The sequence below is a fragment of the Nocardioides sp. S5-5 genome, assembly GCF_054954065.1.
The window spans coordinates 762236-781139 of the sequence record NZ_CP199913.1; the positions used below are offsets into that span (position 1 = coordinate 762236).

The 18904-nt window shown below is 73.8% G+C and carries 17 protein-coding genes; 6 read left to right on the forward strand and 11 right to left on the reverse strand.

Translation table 11 applies throughout. The features are described 5' to 3' along the window. Positions 1–24: 24 nt before the first annotated feature. From ACUP6Y_RS03570 to ACUP6Y_RS03605, 8 genes are all read right to left on the reverse strand, one after another. A complete protein-coding gene (locus ACUP6Y_RS03570; RefSeq protein ID WP_462554249.1) occupies positions 25–1218 on the reverse strand; it encodes a vWA domain-containing protein in 1194 nt (397 codons plus the stop codon). Continuing rightward, positions 1215–3458, reverse strand: coding sequence for a DUF5682 family protein (locus tag ACUP6Y_RS03575; RefSeq protein ID WP_462554250.1), 2244 nt, complete (start codon positions 3456–3458; stop codon positions 1215–1217). The genes ACUP6Y_RS03570 and ACUP6Y_RS03575 overlap by 4 nt, the downstream gene beginning before the upstream one ends. Then, positions 3419–4087 carry an AAA family ATPase gene (locus ACUP6Y_RS03580; RefSeq protein WP_462554251.1) on the reverse strand — a complete coding sequence of 223 codons (669 nt, stop codon included), beginning with the start codon at positions 4085–4087 and terminating at the stop codon, positions 3419–3421. Before ACUP6Y_RS03580 ends, ACUP6Y_RS03575 begins: the two co-directional genes overlap by 40 nt. Beyond that, entirely contained in the window at positions 4027–4515 is a 489-nt protein-coding gene (locus ACUP6Y_RS03585; protein WP_462554252.1) for an AAA family ATPase, read from the reverse strand. The genes ACUP6Y_RS03580 and ACUP6Y_RS03585 overlap by 61 nt, the downstream gene beginning before the upstream one ends. After that, on the reverse strand, positions 4512–5798 hold the full coding sequence (locus tag ACUP6Y_RS03590) for a DUF5691 domain-containing protein (RefSeq protein WP_462554253.1): 1287 nt from the start codon (positions 5796–5798) through the stop codon (positions 4512–4514). Before ACUP6Y_RS03590 ends, ACUP6Y_RS03585 begins: the two co-directional genes overlap by 4 nt. After that, positions 5795–7084, reverse strand: a complete 1290-nt coding sequence (locus tag ACUP6Y_RS03595; RefSeq protein WP_462554254.1) for an SWIM zinc finger family protein — start codon at positions 7082–7084, stop codon at positions 5795–5797. The genes ACUP6Y_RS03590 and ACUP6Y_RS03595 overlap by 4 nt, the downstream gene beginning before the upstream one ends. Positions 7085–7448: 364 nt before the next feature. Beyond that, positions 7449–7868: a VOC family protein gene (locus ACUP6Y_RS03600; protein ID WP_462554255.1), complete on the reverse strand. Its 420-nt coding sequence runs from the start codon at positions 7866–7868 to the stop codon at positions 7449–7451. A gap of 138 nt (positions 7869–8006) precedes the next feature. Beyond that, positions 8007–8738 carry a DedA family protein gene (locus ACUP6Y_RS03605; RefSeq protein ID WP_462554256.1) on the reverse strand — a complete coding sequence of 244 codons (732 nt, stop codon included), beginning with the start codon at positions 8736–8738 and terminating at the stop codon, positions 8007–8009. A gap of 85 nt (positions 8739–8823) precedes the next feature. Between ACUP6Y_RS03605 and ACUP6Y_RS03610 the strand changes: the two genes are divergently transcribed. The 3 genes from ACUP6Y_RS03610 (at position 8824) to ilvA (ending at position 11898) form a co-directional block, all read left to right on the forward strand. Continuing rightward, positions 8824–9471: a TrmH family RNA methyltransferase gene (locus ACUP6Y_RS03610; RefSeq protein WP_462556606.1), complete on the forward strand. Its 648-nt coding sequence runs from the start codon at positions 8824–8826 to the stop codon at positions 9469–9471. Between the two features lie 62 nt (positions 9472–9533). After that, positions 9534–10565, forward strand: a complete 1032-nt coding sequence (gene fbaA / locus ACUP6Y_RS03615; RefSeq protein ID WP_462554257.1) for a class II fructose-bisphosphate aldolase — start codon at positions 9534–9536, stop codon at positions 10563–10565. A 1-nt stretch (position 10566) separates the two neighbouring features. Further along, positions 10567–11898: a threonine ammonia-lyase IlvA gene (gene ilvA / locus ACUP6Y_RS03620; protein ID WP_462554258.1), complete on the forward strand. Its 1332-nt coding sequence runs from the start codon at positions 10567–10569 to the stop codon at positions 11896–11898. Between the two features lie 247 nt (positions 11899–12145). On the opposite strand, the gene ACUP6Y_RS03625 is transcribed toward ilvA, so the two are convergent. Continuing rightward, positions 12146–13627 (reverse strand): DHA2 family efflux MFS transporter permease subunit, encoded by a 1482-nt coding sequence (locus tag ACUP6Y_RS03625; RefSeq protein ID WP_462554259.1) that lies wholly within the window; start codon positions 13625–13627, stop codon positions 12146–12148. A 57-nt stretch (positions 13628–13684) separates the two neighbouring features. On the opposite strand from ACUP6Y_RS03625, the gene ACUP6Y_RS03630 reads away from it, so the two are divergent. Continuing rightward, a complete protein-coding gene (locus tag ACUP6Y_RS03630) occupies positions 13685–14125 on the forward strand; it encodes a DUF3151 domain-containing protein (protein WP_462554260.1) in 441 nt (146 codons plus the stop codon). A 13-nt stretch (positions 14126–14138) separates the two neighbouring features. Further along, positions 14139–14465, forward strand: coding sequence for a winged helix-turn-helix domain-containing protein (locus tag ACUP6Y_RS03635; RefSeq protein WP_462554261.1), 327 nt, complete (start codon positions 14139–14141; stop codon positions 14463–14465). Position 14466: 1 nt separating this feature from the next. On the opposite strand, the gene lysS is transcribed toward ACUP6Y_RS03635, so the two are convergent. After that, on the reverse strand, positions 14467–16140 hold the full coding sequence (lysS, locus tag ACUP6Y_RS03640; protein WP_462554262.1) for a lysine--tRNA ligase: 1674 nt from the start codon (positions 16138–16140) through the stop codon (positions 14467–14469). Positions 16141–16159: 19 nt separating this feature from the next. Continuing rightward, positions 16160–17050, reverse strand: a complete 891-nt coding sequence (locus tag ACUP6Y_RS03645) for a diacylglycerol/lipid kinase family protein (protein ID WP_462554263.1) — start codon at positions 17048–17050, stop codon at positions 16160–16162. Positions 17051–17118: 68 nt separating this feature from the next. Here ACUP6Y_RS03645 and ACUP6Y_RS03650 point away from each other — a divergent pair, with 68 nt between their 5' ends. Beyond that, positions 17119–18567, forward strand: coding sequence for a carboxyl transferase domain-containing protein (locus ACUP6Y_RS03650; protein WP_462554265.1), 1449 nt, complete (start codon positions 17119–17121; stop codon positions 18565–18567). The last annotated feature ends 337 nt before the right edge of the window (positions 18568–18904 follow it).

The following is an 18904-nucleotide window of genomic DNA, read 5'->3' on the forward strand; positions in this document are numbered from 1 at the left end:
CGCTTCGGCCCGACGGGACTGCTCCTAGTCCTCCTCCGGGACGGCGCTGGCGATCACGATGTCGTTGGCCGCCGCCCACTGCGCGAGGTCGCGCCTCTCGATGGCGGCGGCCATCAGATCGGGGAACTGGTCGGGCGTGCATGCGAAGGCGGGGACGCCGATCGCGGCCAGCGCGGCGGCGTGGGTGGCGTCGTACGACGGCGCCCCGGAGTCGCTCAGCGCCAGCAGCGCGATCATGACCGCGCCTGAGGACGTGATCGCGTGGGCCCGGCGCAGCATCTCCTCGGCGATGCCGCCCTCGTAGAGGTCGCTGATCAGCACCAGGACCGTCTCCTCGGGCCGCTCGATGAGCGACTGGCAGTAGGCGAGGGCGCGGTTGATGTCGGTGCCGCCGCCGAGCTGGACGCCGAAGAGGACGTCGACCGGGTCCTCGATCTCGTCGGTGAGGTCGACGACCTCGGTGTCGAAGGCGACCAGCCGGGTCGACACCGCGCGCAGCGAGGCGAGGACGGCGCCGAAGACACTCGAGTGGACGACGGACTCGGCCATCGATCCGGACTGGTCGATGCAGAGGATGATGTGGCGCTGGGTCTGGCGGCTGCGGCGGGCGTGGCCGTAGAGCCGCTCCGGCACGACGGTGCCGTACTCGGGCAGGTAGTGCCTGAGGTTGGCGGCGATGGTGCGCCGCCAGTCGATCTCGTGGTGCCGGGGGCGGCGGGTACGGGCGGCCCGGTCGACGGCGCCGGTGATCGCCTGCACGGTGCGGCTGCGGAGCCGCTCCTCGAGCTGGTCGGTGACGGCGCGGACCACGGCGCGGGCGGTGGTGCGGCTGTGCTCGGGGATCACCCGGTTGAGGCCGACCAGGGTGGTCACCAGGTCGAGGTCGGGCTGCACCGCTGCCATCGTCTCGGGCTCGAGCAGCAGCTCGTGGAGGCCGAGCCGGTCCATCGCGTCGGCCTGCATGACCTGCACCACCGACGACGGGAAGTAGGTGCGGATGTCGCCGAGCCAGCGGTTCACGCCGGGCGCCGAGCGGCCCAGCCCGCCGCGCCGCGGGCCGCCGGGACGACCGGGGCCGGCGCCGCTGCCGTCGTACAGCTGGGCGAGGGCGCGGTCGCGGACCAGGTCCTCCGCCGACAGCTGGACGTCGTCGGGATCGGCGTCGTCACCGCCGAGGACCAGGCGCCAGCGGGTCGGCCGGTCGCGGGGCTCGGTCATGGGCTCACCTCCAGGCCGAGCAGCGAGGCCACGCGGCGGGCGGCGTCGCGGCCGGCGACCAGGTCGAGGTCGGGGACGACGTCGGTGTGGTCGCGGTCGAGGTTGCGGACCCGGGTGGCGACCTGGCGGCGCTCGGCGGGCGGGAACCGGGAGAAGGTACGGCGCAGCAGCGGCAGCAGGTCCTCGAAGACGGACTCGTCGACCCGGCCGACCCACTCGTCCACCATCGCGAGCAGGGTCGGGTCGTGGAGCAGGAGCACCGACTCGCCCTCGAGGAAGCCGTCGAGCCAGGCCGCCGCGTGGACGGGGGAGGCGCCGACGGAGAGCTGGCGGCTGAGCCGCTCGGCGGCCCGCTCGGCCGCGAGGTGCCCGCCGTCGAGCAGGATCCGGTTGACCCGGCCGGCGACCGAGCCGTGCATCCGGTCGTCGGCGGCCACGCCGGCCAGCGCCTCGCGCCATCGGTCGGCGCCGGCGCCGACCAGGGCGATCCCGCGCTGGGCGCTGTCGATCGAGCCGCGCAGCGCGGCGGCCGCGTCGTCGTCGAGCCCGCTGCACGCCGCGCGCAGCTCGACCGCCGCGCGCACCACGACGGTGTCGAGGACCTCGCGGACCCGGCCCAGGTCGGCGCGCCGGACGTCGCCGTACCGCTGGGTGCGCGCCAGCGGCTCGACCGCGTCGAGCAGGGCGCGGGTGTCATGCTGGTGGGCGGTGGCGGGGGCGAGCGCGTCGACCACCGTGGCGAGGGCGCGGGGGAGGTCGGCGACCAGCGCGGACTCGACCAGCCGGCCGAGCGTGGCCAGGTCGGTCGCGGCGGCCGCCGCCTCCCGCACCCGGGTCTCCGCGGCGCCGAGCACGGTCGTGCCGAGCAGCCCGGCCTCGACCAGGGCCACCGCGAACTCCGGCTGCCACTCGAGGTCCCAGGCCTCCTTGAAGGTGCCGGTCGTGCGGCCGGCGTCGCCAGGGGTGCCCCACGGGACGCCGAGGAGCGCGAGCCGGTGGAGCAGCCGGGAGCGCTCCAGTTGCGCGTCCTTGCGCAGGTCGAGGGCGATCGTGGTCGGCGTCGGCGACGGCCGGAGCCGGAGCCGGCGCTGGCTGCGGGCCAGGTCCTCGGCGAGCGGGACCAGCGGCACCTCGTCGGGCACCCGGCCGAGCTCCTCGCCGATCACCAGCCGCCGCTGCACGAGACCCAGCGGCACCGCCGAGCCGCCGCAGAGCACCGTCTGGCTGGCGTCCATCAGCTCGTCGAGGCCCGCCGACGAGCGCCCGCGTACGGCGGCCAGCGCCTCGGCCATCCGCACCGCCTCCACCACCGTCGCCGGCGCCGCGTCGAGGCCGTCCTCGCGCAGCGCCCGGGCCACCCGGGTCAGCCAGCCCGGGACGACGTCGCCGGGCCGGTCCGCGGCCCAGCAGGCGAACAGGTGCTGGTACCAGCCGGGCGAGGTCACGCCGGCGCCGTACCCGCTGGCGTAGGCCAGGCGCCCCGCCGTCCACGGCGCCCAGGTCGCGGTCACCTTCACCTTCGCCAGCCCGGCGAGCAGCCTGTTGTCGGCGCTCTGGGCCGGGAAGCCCGCGGGGTCGAGGACGGGCGCGTGGTAGGCGCCGCAGACGACCGCGACGCGCTCGGGCCGCCCCTTGAGCGTCGTGCGCAGCACCTTGCGCATCGCCGCCTCGCGGCGCAGGTTGTCGTCGCTCACCGGTCCGGCCGCACGGGCCTCGGCCATCGCCTCGCGCAGCAGCGCGAACCGCTCCAGGGACGACTCCGCGCGATGCTCGACCGCGTCCTCCCACCAGCGCTCGGGGTCGTCGTACCCGGCGGTCGTGGCGAGCAGGGCGATCGGATCGACGCGCTCGGTGGGCTTCTCGTCGGGATCCTCGGCAGGGGCGAGGGCGTTGGCGGCGGGCAGGTCGGCGAACCGGACAGGGACGCCGTGCTCGACCGCCCAGGTCAACGCCACCCACTCGGGGGAGAAGGCCGCCATCGGGTAGAACGCGGCCCGCCAGGGCTCGGCGGTGACGTACGCGAGACCGGCCACGGGCGGCACCAGGCCGGCGCCGACGTACGACGTCAGCCGGTCCAGCTCCGGAGGCCCCTCGATCACCACGGCATCCGGCGCGAGCTCGTCGAGCGCGCCGGTGACCGAGCGCGCCGAGCCGGGGCCGTGGTGGCGGATGCCGAGCACCTCGACCCGGGGCTTGGTGCTCAGGTCAGCTCCCGACAGGCGCGGTACAGGTCGGCCCACTCGGGGCGGTCCTTGACGACGGTCTCGAGGTACTCCTGCCACACGATGGAGTCCTGTACCGGGTCCTTGACCACCGCGCCGGTGATGCTGGCGGCGAGGTCGTCGGCCCGGACCACGCCGTCGCCGAAGTGCGCGGCCAGCGCGACGCCGTTGGTCATCACCGAGATCGCCTCGGCGGTGGACAGCGTGCTCGACGGGGACTTCACGGTGGTGCGCTGGTTGAGGGTCATCCCGCCGCGCAGCTCGCGGAAGATGGTCACCACCCGTTCGATCTCCGGGGTGGCCGCGAGCTCGTCGGGCAGGGCCAGACCGCGACCGATCGAGGTCACCCGGGTCCGGACGATCTCGACCTCCTCGTCGAGGCTGTCGGGCAGCGGCAGGACCAGGGTGTTGAACCGGCGCTTGAGCGCCGAGGAGAGCTCGTTGACGCCCTTGTCGCGGTTGTTGGCGGTGGCGATGACGTTGAACCCGAGCCGGGCCTGCACCTCGTCGTCGAGCTCCGGGACCGGCAGCGTCTTCTCGGAGAGGATCGAGATCAGCGCGTCCTGGACGTCGGCCGGGATCCGGGTCAGCTCCTCGACGCGGACCAGCGCGCCCGTCTCCATCGCCCGCATGACCGGGCTCGGCACCAGCGCCTCGCGGGAGGTCCCTCGGCGAGCAGCCGCGCATAGTTCCAGCCGAAGCGCAGCGACTCCTCCGGAGTCCCGGCCGTGCCCTGCACCACCAGCCTCGAGCTGCCGCTGATCGCGGCCGCGAGATGCTCGCTGACCCAGGACTTGGCGGTGCCGGGCACGCCGAGCAGCAGCAGCGCGCGGTCGGTGGCCAGGGAGGCGACGGCGATCTCCATCAGGCGCCGCGCGCCGACGTACTTGGGGCTGATCTCGGTGCCGTCGTCGAGCCGCCCGCCCAGGAGGTAGGTCGTCACCGCCCACGGAGACAGCCGCCACTGCGGCGGCCGGGGCCGGTCGTCGGCGGCGACCAGCGCGGCGAGCTCGTGGGCGTACTCGTCCTCGGCGTGCCGGCGCAGCACCCCGTGGGTCGGGTCGGTGAGGTTCATCGGAAGGCCTCCGTGATCGCGGGCAGGAAGGAGAGGTACTGGTCGAGGTCGGCGGGCAGCGAGCCCCAGCGGTGCTCGGAGCGGGCCCACGTCGACACCGCGGGCCGGACCGAGGGGTGCAGGCCGGCGGCGAGGGCGACCAGGCCCACCGAGGCCGAGCCGGCGGCCGGCGCGGTATGGCGCAGCACGTCGACGACGCCGGCGCTCACCGCCGGACTCCACGGCGGCGCGACGTGGTGGACCACCGCCGCGACACCGGCCGGAGTCGTGGTGGCCCGCAGCAGCCGGAGCGCGGCCGGGTCCTGGTCGGCGACCGGCAGGAGGGCCAGCAGGTCCGGGCTGTCGGCGACCGCGGCGGTGGCCCAGGCGACGTCGCCGCGCGCCCGGATGGCCCGCAGGACGCCGGCCCGCGCGGCCGGCCGGGTGATCAGCGGCCAGGTGTGGGCAGGGTCCTTGCCGGTCGCGTCGGTCCACACCGAGAGCGGGGCCCCGGCGCTGATCAGCTCCAGCCACCGCTCCCGCTGCGAGCCGCCGCGAGTGCTGGTCAATCCGTCGCGGACCCCTGCCGCATCGGGCTCGGTCGGCAGCGCGATCTCGAGACTCCGCCGGAGCCGGCCGCTCGGCGTCAGGAGCGGGCGCAGCCGGGCGGCCATCCGGGCGGCCCGGGCCGAGTCCGGCGCCGCGTCGAGGAGGGCGACGGCCTGGCGTCGTACCTTGGCGGAGCGATCGTCGAGGGCCGCCTCGAGCAGGTCGGGGTCGAGGACCGGGGGTACGGCGGGAGCCGGGTCCGCCCCGAGCGCCCAGGCCCAGTCGGACCGCAGTCCGGCCAGCCAGCGGCCGCGCTCGCCGATCGCGAGCCTGGCGGTGGGACGCAGATCCGGCTGCTGGGTGGCCAGCGCGAGCAGCCGGGGCAGGACGCGCGCCGGAACCCGGACGCCGCGGTCGGCGGCGACGCCCAGCCAGCGCTCGAGCGCCAGCGGACGCAGCCGGGCGGCCACCGGCGACTGGTCGAGGAGCAGGCCGAGCAGCTGGACGGCCGTCGGTGGCGCGACCGGGGTGGGGTCGGGTGGTGCGGGGCTGGGCAGCTCGCCGGTGATACGGGCGGGCAGGTCGGCGCGGAGCAGGGCGCCGCCGACCGCGGCCGCGTCGAGCAGCGCCGTCTCGGGTGTGTGATCGGGGCGCTCGGCGATGCCGAGGTCCGGAGGGAGCGCAGGCGGCTCGCGGCGCTCGGTGCCGAGCAGCGCGGCCGCGGTGGTCTGCTGCCACCAGGTGGGGGCGCTCACCCGTCGACCTCCAACAGGCTGAGCGGGCGCAGGCCACGCTCCTCGAGCTCCCCGAACACGTCGCTCACCGCACCGCCCGTCGCGGCCAGCGCGTCCCACGGGTCCGGGCCGAGTACGTCGACCGTGTCGCCGGACTCGTCGACGAGGCGGGCCGGCGCGCCGTCGCGTGGCGGGACCAGGCGGCCCCGCACCACCGTCGGCACTCGGACCGCCCACGGGTTGCGCTGCCACAGCCCGGTCAGCGCCGCCCGGGCGTCGGCGAGCGAGCCGCCGGTGGGCAGCGGGGTGTCGAGGGAGAGCGGCGCGGGGGTGCCCGCGAACCGGGCACGGGCCGGTGCCGAGCAGGGGTAGCGGACGAGCGGGACGTCGAGGATGCTGCCGTCGAGCTGGGGCACCGGCAGCGGCTGCGGGCCGCCCGCGAAGTCGAGCACCAGCACCAGCTCGCCGGTCGCGACCGAGCGCAGCCAGGTCCGCTGCTCCTTGAGCCGCCCGCTCTCGTCGCGGTGCGCCCCCAGCACCTGCCAGCCCTGGGTGGGCTCCGGCGCGGCGAGGTCGTCGGTGCCCCATGACCAGCCGAGGTAGGTGCGCAGGTCGCCCTGGGTCTCCGGCGCCAGCTCGTCCCAGCGCCGCCACGCCTGCACCGCCAGCCACCACCGGCCCGCCTCGGCCAGCAGGTACACGGCCCAGTCCTCACGGCTGCCCACCGCCGCCCCCATGTCGCGCAGCCGCTCCGCCAGGCCCGGCACCTGGCCGTCGACCAGACGCGCGGCCGCCGTGTCCCACCAGGTCCACGGCTGGCGGCGCGTGGTCGCCGTACCGCTGCGGGCGAGGTCGGCCAGCCACTGCGCGAAGTCCTCGAGCGCCGCCGACATGGTCGCCCGCCGCTCCTCGACCCGCTTCGCCCGGGCCTCGGGGTCGACCGGCTTCGTCGCCTTCACGGCCTCCGCGGCTCGGCTCGCCCGGATCGCGGCCCAGTCGCCCGCGAACCCGGCCGGCTCGGCCGCCTCCGCCACCGCCCCGTCCGAGCGCACCCACAGGAGCAGCAGCGCCAGCGCATGCTTGCAGGGGAACTTCCGGCTCGGGCAGCTGCACCGGTACGCCGGTCCGGCGAGGTCGATCGACACCTGGTACGGCGTCCTGCCGCTGCCCTGGCACCTGCCCCACACGAGGGCGTCCGTGCTGCCCGTCTCGGACCAGGGGCCGGGGACCGCGAGCTTGCGGGCGGCGCTCAGGGACGAGGCGTCCGGGGCGGCCTTCTCGACGGCCTGGAGGTTCCAGCGGGGCATGGTGCGTTCATCATGGCCGATGGGTCCGACTCGGGTGCTTCGGCGGATGTGCTGCGGGAACGGATCACGGTGCTTGTTTGGCGCTCGCTTCGCTCGCGCATGTCGCGCGCGCTTTTGCGCGTTGCCTTCCTCCGCTCCGCTCGTTCCTCGCTCCGCTACGTCCAGGCAACGCGGCGCGCGCGACGGGCTCAGCTGAACGTCATGCACCGCCGAGCGTCATGCCGCTGAATGTCGTCGGGCGCCCCGCGTGGTCTGGACTGAGCGAAGCGAGCGAGGAACGAGCGAGCGCAGCGAGGGAAGACCACGCGCTAAAAGGGCGCCCGACATGCGCGAGCGAAGCGAGCGCCAAAATCACACCGCCAAATCACGCAGCGATGTTGATCAGCCAGTCGACGCCGTACTTGTCCTGCAGCATGCCGAAGCTGTCGCCCCACGGCGCCTTCTCGAGCGGCTGGTGGATGGTGGCGCCGTCGGAGAGGCCGTCCCACCAGGCGCGCAGGGTGGCCTCGTCCTCGGCGGGCCCGCTGATGCTGACCTGCTGGGTCTGCGGCTCGCCGGGGACGTGGCTGGGGTGGTCGGCGCCCATGAGCAGGACCGAGGGGGACACGGAGAGGGCCGCGTGCATCACCCAGTCGACCTCGGCCTCGGCGACGCCCATGGCGGTGCCGCCCATGTCGGCGAAGGTCATCACGTTGAGCTCGCCGCCGAGGACGGACTGGTAGAACTCCATCGCCTCGCGGGCCTGGCCGCGCCAGTTGACGTAGGGGTTGAGGTTGATCGCCATGGTTGCTCCCGGGGTGGTTGGGGTGGACGCCGGGATGGACCGGCGGCCGGTCCGGAAATCATCGCGCCGACCACCGACACTGACCACCAACGTACGGCGACGACCCGGCGACGGTGACCGGACCGCCGTGACCGCAGCTCACTCGACGGGCGAGTCGACCTCGACCGTGCTGGCGCGACGCTTGGCGCTGGGCCGCTTGTGTCGCCACCACTCCCAGGCGACCGGGACGGCGGAGAAGGCGAGGATGGCGAGGGTGACGTAGTCGATGTTCTCGCCGAGCGCGGGGATCGCGGCGCCGAGGAAGTAGCCGAGCAGCGTGATCGAGACGACCCACAGCACGGCGCCGATCGCGCTCCAGGTGAAGAAGCGGCGCCGCTCCATCATGGTGACGCCGGCGACGACGGTGATGTAGGTGCGCACGAACGGCACGAACCGGCCGATGACCAGCGCCTTGTTGCCGTGCTTGTCGAAGAACGCGCTGGTGTTGTCGAAGTACTTCTTCTTCAGGACCCGGCCCTCGCGCTCGTAGAGCGGCGGCCCGAGCTTGCGCCCGATCTCGTAGCCCGCGACGTTGCCGGCGAAGGCCGCGACGATGAGCAGGACGCAGGCGATGACCAGCTCGACGGGCTCGTTGGAGATCCCGACGACGGAGTACCCCGTCTTGTTGCTGCCGGCGATGAACAGCCCGAGCGCGAACAGCAGGGTGTCACCGGGCAGGAACGGGAAGAAGAGGCCGCACTCGATGAAGACGATCGCGATGGCGATCCAGATGAACGTGGTGCCGTACTCGTGCTGCAGCCACTCGGGATCCAGCCACTTGATGCCCAGCAGCATCGGTACGACGAACGGGGTCGCCACCAGCGAGTTCACGCGGTCACGCTACCTGTCGGGACCCAGCAGGGTGGTCGATAGGGTCGGGTTCGTGGATGGGGAGGAGCGCGCGCCGTACGACCCGATGCCCCACGGTCCGCCCGAGGTCGGGGTCGGCCCCTGGCCCGGGGCGTGGCCGCAGGGCCCCGGGAGCGAGGCGTACGACGAGGCGCTGCTCCGCGACGGCGACCGGCGCAACGTCGTCGACCGGTACCGGTACTGGTCCGTCGAGGCGATCGTCGCCGACCTCGACCGGCGCCGCCACGGCTTCCACGTCGCCATCGAGAACTGGCAGCACGACTTCAACATCGGCACCATCGTCCGCTCCGCCAACGCCTTCCTCGCCGCCGAGGTCCATATCGTCGGCAACCGCCGTTGGAACCGGCGCGGCGCCATGGTCACCGACCGCTACCAGCACGTGCGCCACCACCCGAGCGTCGCCGATCTTCGCGCCCACCTCGCCGAGACCGGCGTGCCGCTGCTCGGCATCGACAACCTCCCGGGCTCCGCCCATCTGGAGACGATGGAGCTCCCCGAGCGGGTCTGCTTCCTGTTCGGGCAGGAGGGGCCGGGGCTCTCGGACGCCGCGCGCGAGGCCTGCGACGGCACCTTCTCCATCGCCCAGTTCGGGTCCACCCGGTCGATCAACGCGTCCGCCGCGGCGGCGATCGCGATGCACTCCTGGGTGCGCCAGCACGCCGACCTCGACAGCGACGAGGCCTGGCGGGGATGAGCAGGTCGCGGACGCGGTAGGTTGAGGCGGACGTCACCGCACCCCGCGCAGGAGCCAATCGCATGCCCATCGCCACCCCTGAGAAGTACGCCGAGATGCTCGACGCCGCGAAGGCCGGCTCGTTCGCCTTCCCGGCCATCAACGTCACGTCGTCGCAGACCCTCAACGCGGCGCTCAAGGGCTTCGCGGACGCCGGCTCCGACGGCATCCTGCAGGTGTCGACCGGCGGCGCGGAGTACCTGTCCGGCCCCTCGGTCAAGGACATGGTCACCGGCTCGGTGGCCTTCGCCGCGTACGCCGTCGAGGTCGCGAGGAACTACCCGGTCAACATCGCGCTGCACACCGACCACTGCCCCAAGGACAAGCTCGACGGCTTCGTCCGCCCGCTGCTCGCCCTCTCGGCCGAGCGGGTCGCCCGCGGTGAGGCGCCGCTGTTCCAGTCGCACATGTGGGACGGGTCCGCCGTACCGCTGGACGAGAACCTTCAGATCGCCGAGGAGCTGCTCGCCAAGGCCGCGGCGGCCAAGGTGATCCTCGAGATCGAGGTCGGCGTCGTCGGTGGCGAGGAGGACGGCATCGTCGGCGCGATCGACGAGAAGCTCTACACGACAGCTGAGGACGCGCTGGCCACGGTGCGCGCGCTCGGCATCGGCGAGAAGGGCCGCTACCTGACGGCGCTGACCTTCGGCAACGTCCACGGCGTCTACAAGCCCGGCAACGTCAAGCTGCGCCCCGAGATCCTGCGCGACGCACAGGCCGCGGTCGTCGCCGAGCTCGGCCTGGCTGCCGACGCCCGGCCGTTCGACCTCGTCTTCCACGGCGGCTCCGGCTCTACGCCCGCGGAGATCGCCGCCGCGGTCGACTACGGCGTCGTGAAGATGAACGTCGACACCGACACCCAGTACGCCTTCACCCGCCCCGCCGCCGACCACATGCTCCGCAACTACGACGGTGTGCTCAAGATCGACGGCGAGGTCGGCGACAAGAAGGCCTACGATCCGCGCGCCTGGGGCAAGGCCGCCGAGGCCGGCATGGCCGCCCGCGTCGTCGAGGCCGCCGAGAACCTGCGCTCCGCCGGCAAGTCCGTCGGCTGACGTGCCGGAGATCGAGGAGGTCGCGCAGCGACCGTCACGAGATCCCGCTCTCCCGAACGCCGCGGACGTCGACCGGGCGGCCGGGCTGCTCGGCTCGGTCATTGCGCCGACCCCGCTGCAGCGGGCCGACCGGCTCTCCGCGCTGACCGGATACGACGTCTGGCTCAAGCGCGAGGACCTCACCCCGGTCCGCTCGTACAAGGCCCGCGGCGCCTACACCGTGCTCGCCGGGCTGACGGAGGAGGAGCGGTCTCGGGGCGTGACCTGCGCGAGTGCAGGCAACCACGCCCAGGGCGTCGCCTTCGCGTGCGCCCGGGCCGGCGTCCACGCCACGATCTTCCTGCCCCGCACCACCCCGCGGCAGAAGCGGGACCGGGTCGCCGCCCTCGGCGGCAACCAGGTCGAGGTCGTTATCGCCGGCGACCAGTACGACGACGCCGCCGTCGCCGCCGCCGACTTCGCCGCCGCCTCCGGCGCCACCTCGGTCCCCGCCTTCGACCATCCGGGCATCGTCGCCGGCCAGGGCACCGTCGCCGCCGAGATCCTCGCCCAGGCCGCCGAGCTGGGCTGGCAGCCCGACGCGCTCGTCCTTCCCGTCGGCGGGGCCGGCCTGATCGCCGGCTCCCTCACCGTGCTCGCCGAGCGCCTGCCCGGGGTCCGCGTCCTGGCCGCCGAGCCCGGCGGCGCCGCCTCGCTCGCTGCCGCCCTCGCCGCCGGCGGCCCGGTGGAGCTCGACTCCGTCGACCCGTTCGTCGACGGCGCCGCCGTACGCCGGGTCGGCGACCTCACCTACCGTGCCGTGGCCTCCGCCCGTGCCTCCGTCGACCTGTCGGTCGTCGCCGTGCCCGAGGGGCTGATCTGCGTCGAGATGCTCGACCTCTACCAGGTCGACGGCATCATCGCCGAGCCCGCCGGCGCGCTCGCCCCCGCCGCACTCCGCCTGCCCCCGGCCGACGGTGGTCTGGAGGGACTGGCACCCGGCGGCCGGGTCGTCGTGGTGGTCTCGGGCGGCAACAACGACGTCTCCCGGTACGCCGACATCGTCGAGCGGGCGCTCGTTCACGAGGGGCTCAAGCACTACTTCCTGGTCGAGTTCCCGCAGGAGCCGGGCGCGCTGCGCCGCTTCCTCGACGAGGTGCTCGGGCCCGACGACGACATCACGCTCTTCGAGTACACCAAGCGCAACAACCGGGAGACCGGACCCGCGCTGGTCGGCATCGAGATGCAGTCGCCCGACGATCTCGCCGGCCTGCTGGCCCGGATGGAGGAGTCGCGGCTGCGGGTGCAGAAGGTGCCGCCGGACAGTCCGCTGTTCGGGTTCGTGCTGTCCTGACGGCGTTCGCCTCAGGTGGCACCGTGATCACGTCCAGGGATCCGGGGGCGTCGGGATCACCTCTTCAGAGGTGATCGTCTCGCTTCCTGCCCGTTGCAACGGGCAGGAAGCGACAGTTTCGCCTCTGAAGAGGTGATTCCTGCACCGGCTCCAGCACCATCTCGGCGGCGGGGCCGACCACCAACCCGATTCTGGGTACGTCGGCTGGGCAGGCCGGCGATGTCGGCCGCCCGCTCCTCGTGGCAGCTCAGTGCCCGAAGCCCTCGTGCCGCGGCCTCTCGTAGAACATCACGGCGATCAGGCCGACGAGATACATGGCGGCGGGCAGCCACAGGGACTGCTGCATGGCCTTGCTGAACAGCTCGGCGACGTGAGGGTCGGGGATCTGGGCGGCGCCGGCCTCTCCGTGGGCGGCGGCGCCGGGGAGGAAGTGGGCGAGCCGGGCGTCCATGAGGACGGCGATGGCGGCCGCGCCGAGCACCGAGCCGACCTGGCGGGTGGCGTTGTAGACCCCGGCGCCCGCACCGGCCTGATGCATCGGCAGGTTGCGGTTGGCGGTGGTGGCGGTGGGCGCCCAGATGAAGGCGTTGCCGATGCCGATCACGGCCATGGGGACGGCCAGCTCCCAGATCGCGACGTCGGGCTCGAGGCGCCACATCAGGAGCAGGAAGCCGACCAGGCTGGCGGCGAAGCCGAAGCCGAGCACTCGTCGCGGATGCTGCTGGTCGGAGAGGCGGCCGACCAGGCGGGCGAGCACGATCGACATCAGCGCCATGGGCAGCATCAGGAGGGCGGCGCCGGTGGGGGAGTAGCCGCGCACGGCCTGGGCGTAGAGCATCAGCGGGAAGCCGAAGGACGCGGCGATGGCGCCCATGCAGGTGATCGCGACGGTGGACACCGAGAAGTTGCGGTCGCGGAACAGGTCGAGCGGAACCAGCGGCTCGGCGCGGTTGAGGCGCTGCCAGACGACGAAGGCGACCAGCAGCACCGCGCCGCCGACGATCGTCGCGATGATCCACCCGGCCCAGTCCATCTGGTGGCCCTCCTGGATGCCGAAGCAGAGCAGGAACATGGCCGCACCCGACAGGCCCACGCCGAGCCAGTCGAACTTGTGGGGGTGGGTGGGCAGCGCGGGAACGAGGCGCCACGCCATCGCGAAGGCGACCAGGCCGACGGGGACGTTGATGAAGAAGATCCACTCCCAGCCGAGGCCGTCGGTGAGCACGCCGCCGAGGATCGGGCCGACCACCATGGCCACGCCGGCGGTAGCGCCCCAGACCGCCATCGCGCTGCCGCGCTTCGCGGGCGGGAAGATCCGGGTGATGATCGCCATCGTCTGCGGCGTCATCATCGAGGCGCCGAGGCCCTGCACGACGCGGGCCAGGATCAGTGCCTCGACCGTGGTGGTCAGGCCGCACCACAGGGAGGCGAGGGTGAAGACGGTGAGCCCGGCGAGGTAGAGGTACTTCGAGCCGAACCGGTCGCCGAGCCGGCCCATGATCAGCACCGGCACGGCGTAGGCCAGCATGTAGGCGCTGGTGACCCAGACGACGTCGTTCACGGACGCGTCGAGGTCCTCGATGATCGTCGGCGTCGCGACCGTGACGATGGTGAGGTCGACGAGGATCATGAAGAAGCCGAGGACCAGGGCCCACAGGGCCGGCCACGGATTGCTCTCGGTCGCGGCGGGCGGATTCGCCGTCGGGGAGGTGGGTGCGCTCTGGGTCACGACATCAGTCAACACCCGGGCACCGACAACGCTTCCCGGTCGAGCGAGAATGTTCACATGAGCATCACGCCCGGCGCCGACCTGATGGCCGGCCCCCCGCCCACGCACCTGCCCGTCGACCCCGCCGAGGCCCTCCTCGCCGAGGGCCAGGCCCCCGCTGCCGTCGTACGACGCCTGCCCGCCTCGCCGCTGGCCTGGGCCGCGTTCGCCGAGCAGGCACGGAGTCAGCTGGATGCCGGCGCCGCCGGTGTCGATTGGGTGACGGTCTACGCCTACTCCCGGGTCGGCTACCACCGCTCGCTCGACCTGCTGCGCCGCAACGGCTGGAAGGGCAACGGCCCGGTGCCGTGGGAGCACGAGCCCAACCGCGGCTTCCTGCGCGCCCTCGCGCTGCTCGCCCTCGCCGCCCGCGCGATCGGCGAGACCGACGAGTGGGAGCGCTGCGCGGGCTTCCTGCGCGACTCCAGCCCGACGGCGTACGACGAGCTGCTGGGCTGAGGCAGGCTCAGCGGTGACCGGCGGCCTGCCGCGGCTGGGCCCCCGGGTCTGGTGGGTCTACCTCGCGGTCGACACGCCGAGGACGGTCGACCAGCTCGCGGCGGACGCCGGGATCGTGCCCGCTTCGATCCGCCGGCACCTGCGCACCCTCGAGCGCGCCGGCCTGGTCCGGGTCAGCGCGGAGCCGGGTGCGGAGCCGATGTGGGTGCAGGCGCGGGAGATCGACCCGGCGACCCGGTACCGGATCGTCGGCCGGGTCGAACGGGGCCGGCTGCGCCAGCCGCCCGACGCGGTCGGGGCGGAGTGCCCGCCCCGGCGGCGCAGGTGGTGGCCGTGGTGACTCAGCCGGCGAGCAGCTCGCGCACCTTCTCGGGCCCCAGCGCCGCGAACAGCGTGGGCAGCCGCGGACCGCGCTCGGCGTCGACGAGCAGGTGGTAGAGCAGCGTGAAGAACGCCTTCTGGTCGGCCTTGACCTCGTCGGTCGGCGCGTCCTCGAGGGCGAGGCCGCGGGCCAGCTTGGGCACGCCGTAGATCAGCGTGGTCAGCTCATCGACGGAGTCGAAGGCGGGCGGCAGGCCGTCGAGCAGCAGCCCGAGCCAGCGCGCCTCGTCCTCGTCGAGCGCGGCCAGACGGGCGGCGTCGGCGGCCCCGCGCACGGTGGTGCGCTCGTCGGGGTCGACGTACTCGGCGATCCAGGTGGCGGCCTTCGCGAGCCGGGGCTCGAGGTCGGCCTCGCCGGCGCCGACGGTGCGCGCGATGATCTCCCGCGAGCCGGCCGTCACGTCGGCGACCGACGACAGCATCCGGAACGGTACGACGACCGCGGGCGTCGGCAGCGTGCCGGCCGTCGACGTCGCGGACGCCCGCTCCCAGGCGAGCACGGCGGCGTCCCGCTTCTCCGGGATCGCGGCCTTCTTCGTGAGGGCGTCCCACTCGTCGTAGAGGCGCAGCACCTCCTGCCCGAAGTCGACGTTGAACGCCTGCTTGGGCTGCCGGCGGGCGTAGAGCCAGCGCAGGATCGGCGCCTCGAGGATCCGCAGCGCCTCGGCCGCGGTCGGCACGCCGCCCCTGGACGACGACATCTTCGGCATGCCGGCCACGCCGACGAAGGAGTAGCCGACGAACGACGGGGCGGTGCCGCCGAAGATCGGGCCGACGATCTCCTTGCCGACGGTGTACGACGACCCGGGGGAGGCGTGGTCGACGCCGCCGGGCTCGAAGTGCACGCCCTCGAACGTCCAGCGCATCGGCCAGTCGACCTTCCAGACCAGCTTGCCCTCGTCCTGCGTCGCGACGTTGGTGACGAACGAGTCGCCGCAGACGTCGCAGGTGTAGGCCAGGTCGGTGGTCGCGTCGTCGTACGACGTGAGGGTGACGGTGTCGCGCCCGCAGCCGCGGCAGTAGGGCTTGTAGGGGAACCGGGCGAGATCCTCGGTCGAGCCGTGCCCGGAGTCCTCCTCGGCCGTCGACTCGCCCTCCACCTTCTTGGTGCGGAACCGGGCCATCACGGTCTCGATCTCGCCGCGCTTGCGGATCGCGGTGAGCACCTGCTCGCGGTAGATCCCGGACCGGTACATCGCGGTCTGGTCGACCTCGACCATGTCGCAGCCCATCTCGACCAGCGCCGCGCGCAGCGGCGCCTTGTAGCGCTCGCCCCAGTCGGCGAACTCGCCCGTCGGGTCGGGGACGGCGGACAGCGGGCGGCCGATGTGCTCGTTCCACGCGGTGTCGACGCCGGCCGGCACCTTGCGGAAGCGGTCGTAGTCGTCCCAGCTGTGCAGGTGGCGCACGTCGATGCCGCGGCGCCGGATCTCCTCGGCCACGAAGTGGACGGTGAGGAACTCGCGCAGGTTGCCGAGGTGGATCGGCCCGGACGGGCTGATGCCGGATGCGCAGGTCACCAGGTCGGGCAGGGTGCCGCCATTGACCTGCTCGGCGTGCCGGAGCGCCAGGTCGGCGGTCCGGGTCACCCAGTCGGCGGGGTCCTGCTGCTGGTTGCGCTGTCCACGTGCCACGGCGCCCAAGCCTATTGCGCTAGCGCGGCGGGACCACCATCGCGTACGCCGCCGGCAGCACCCGCCAGGTCCGCGACCGCACCGGCCCGTCGATCTCGCCGTCGCTGTTGCAGTCGAAGGGGGTGCCGCTCACCCGGACCGTGCGCCCGCGCAGGATCCGGACGTCGCCGTGCTCCTCGTGGCGCGCGAACGGCAGCCGGACGAGGTAGCCCAGCCGAGCGAGCGGCCCGCGCGGCGTCGCGATCAGCACGTCCACCTCGCCGTCGTGGGGCTCGGCGCCGGGCGTGAGCTCGGTGCCGCCGCCGACGGAGGCGCCGTTGCCGACGGCGACCATGAGCACCGGTCGGTCGACGTCGGCGACCACCGCGCCGTCGACCTCCACCCGCACCCGCAGGCTGGGTGGGTTCAGCGCCGTCTGCAACACCCCGATCGGGTAGCCCACCCGGCCGAGTCGCTCCTTCCAGCGGGCCCCGCGCCGGCCCGCCTCCGCGCCGGCGCCGAGGTGGACGCTGTTGACGGTGACCTGCTCGTCGTCGTCGACGACCAGATCGGTCGCGCGCGTCGTACCCCCGGCGACCACGCGGGCGGCCGCCGCCGGATCCAGGGGCAGGCCGAGGGTGCGGGCGAAGTCGTTGCCGGTGCCGAGAGGGATCAGGGCCAGCGTCCGTCCGCTGAGGTCGCCGCGGGAGCGCAGCGCCTGGACCACCGCGTGGATGCTGCCGTCGCCCCCCGCCACCACGATCGTGCGGTCGCCGGCCGCGGCCAGCACGCCGTCGAGCTCCTCGGGGGACGAGGTGCCGCGGACCTCGACCTCGGCACTCTCGCGAAGAACCGCCAGCGCCGCGTCGACCCCGTCGCGGTCGGCCGCGCCCGCGTCGCCGTTGGTGATCAGCAGCAGTCTCGTGGCCACGGATCCACCCTACGGATTGGCAGAACTTGCCGACGTACGCCGTGCGCGGCCGTGGTTGGATCCGGGCCATGAGCACCTCTCGCCGCTGGACCGCCCGCGAGCTGATCGACCTCGTCCTCGACGACGGCTCCTACGAGTCGTGGGACACGCCCGTCGACATCAGCGGGCACGCCCAGGCCTACCAGGCCGAGCTGCGTGCGGCGGCCGAGAAGGCCGGGACCGACGAGTCGGTGCTGACCGGGCGCGGCACCGTGCGCGGGCGGCCGGTGGCCTTCGTGGTCAACGAGTTCCGGTTCCTCGCCGGCTCGATCGGCGTCGCCGCGGCGACGCGGATCGCGGCCGCCGTACGCCGGGCCACGGCCGAGGGCCTGCCGGTGCTGGCGAGCACGTCCTCGGGCGGGACCCGGATGCAGGAGGGCACCCGGGCCTTCGTGCAGATGGTCGAGATCTCGCGGGCGCTGATGGAGCACCGCGGTGCGGGGCTGCCGTACCTCGTCCACCTGCGCCACCCCACCACCGGCGGCGTCTACGCCTCGTGGGGCTCACTGGGGCACGTCACCGTCGCCGAGCCGGGGGCGCTGGTGGGCTTCCTCGGGCCGAAGGTGTACGAGGCGCTCAACGGCCGGCCGTTCCCCGAGGGCGTCCAGCTCGCCGAGAACCTCGCCGCCCACGGCGTCATCGACGCCGTCATCCCCGCCGAGCACCTCCCGGCCCTGGTCGACCACGCCCTCGGCGTGCTCGTCGACCCGCCGTCCGCACCCACCCTGGAGCGTCGTACTCCGGTCGTTCGGGGGACGGCGCTCGACCACCCGGTCTGGGAGGACGTCGAGGCGACCCGCGCGCCCGGGCGGGTGGGGGTCCGCGACCTGATCAGGTGTGGCGCCGCGAGCACGCTGCGGCTCAAGGGAACCGACGAGGGCGAGCGCGACGACTCGGTCCTCATCGCCCTCACCCGCCTCGACGGGCAGCCGTGCGTCCTGGTCGGCCAGGACCGCTCCCGCCAGACGCCGGCGACCCCGATGGGACCGGGCGCGCTGCGCGAGGCCCGGCGCGCCATGGAGCTCGCCGAGGAGCTGCGGCTGCCCCTCGTCACGGTCATCGACACCCCGGGCGCCGAGTTGTCGCAGGCTGCCGAGGAGGGCGCGATGGCCGGCGAGATCGCCCGCTGCATCGCCGGCCTGGTCACCATGACGGTGCCCACCGTGTCGGTCATCCTCGGCCAGGGCTGCGGCGGTGGCGCGCTCGCCCTGCTCCCCGCCCGGACGGTCCTCGCGACCGAGCGCGGCTGGCTGTCCCCGCTCCCGCCCGAGGGCGCCAGCGTCATCGTCCACGGCGAGCCGTCCCGGGCCGCCGAGATGGCCGCCGCGCAGGGCGTCGGGGCGCTCGACCTGCTGGCCGACGGGGACGTCCACGGCGTCGTGCCCGAGGTGGAGGGGGACACGCCCGAGACCCTCGCCCGCGCCGTGGTCGCCGAGATCGCCGCCCGGCTCGCCGACCCGGCGCGCAGCGACTCCTGAGATCCGCCGACCCGGCGCAAACAGAACTCGCGGACGCCTCGACCCGCCACAGTGACGCGTCCGATGTGATCGGCGGGGCGCCGGGTCGGCGTTCGGTGGCCGTTGTTTCGCGCCGGGTCGGCGTCTCGCGGCCGGCCCCTCTGACTGCTCCTGAAAATAGAACGTGTTCTTGTTCTGGCTCAACTTAGCGGGCAGGTCGCGATTTGGTAACGTGACGCCGCAAGAGCCCCGGTCTTGCCGGGGCTCCTGCATGTGAGGACACCAACAACAGTGGTGCGTTGAGCAGCCGACCCGGTACGCCGGGGCGGAGGGACTCCGTCCGTGCGAAGGAGCAGCC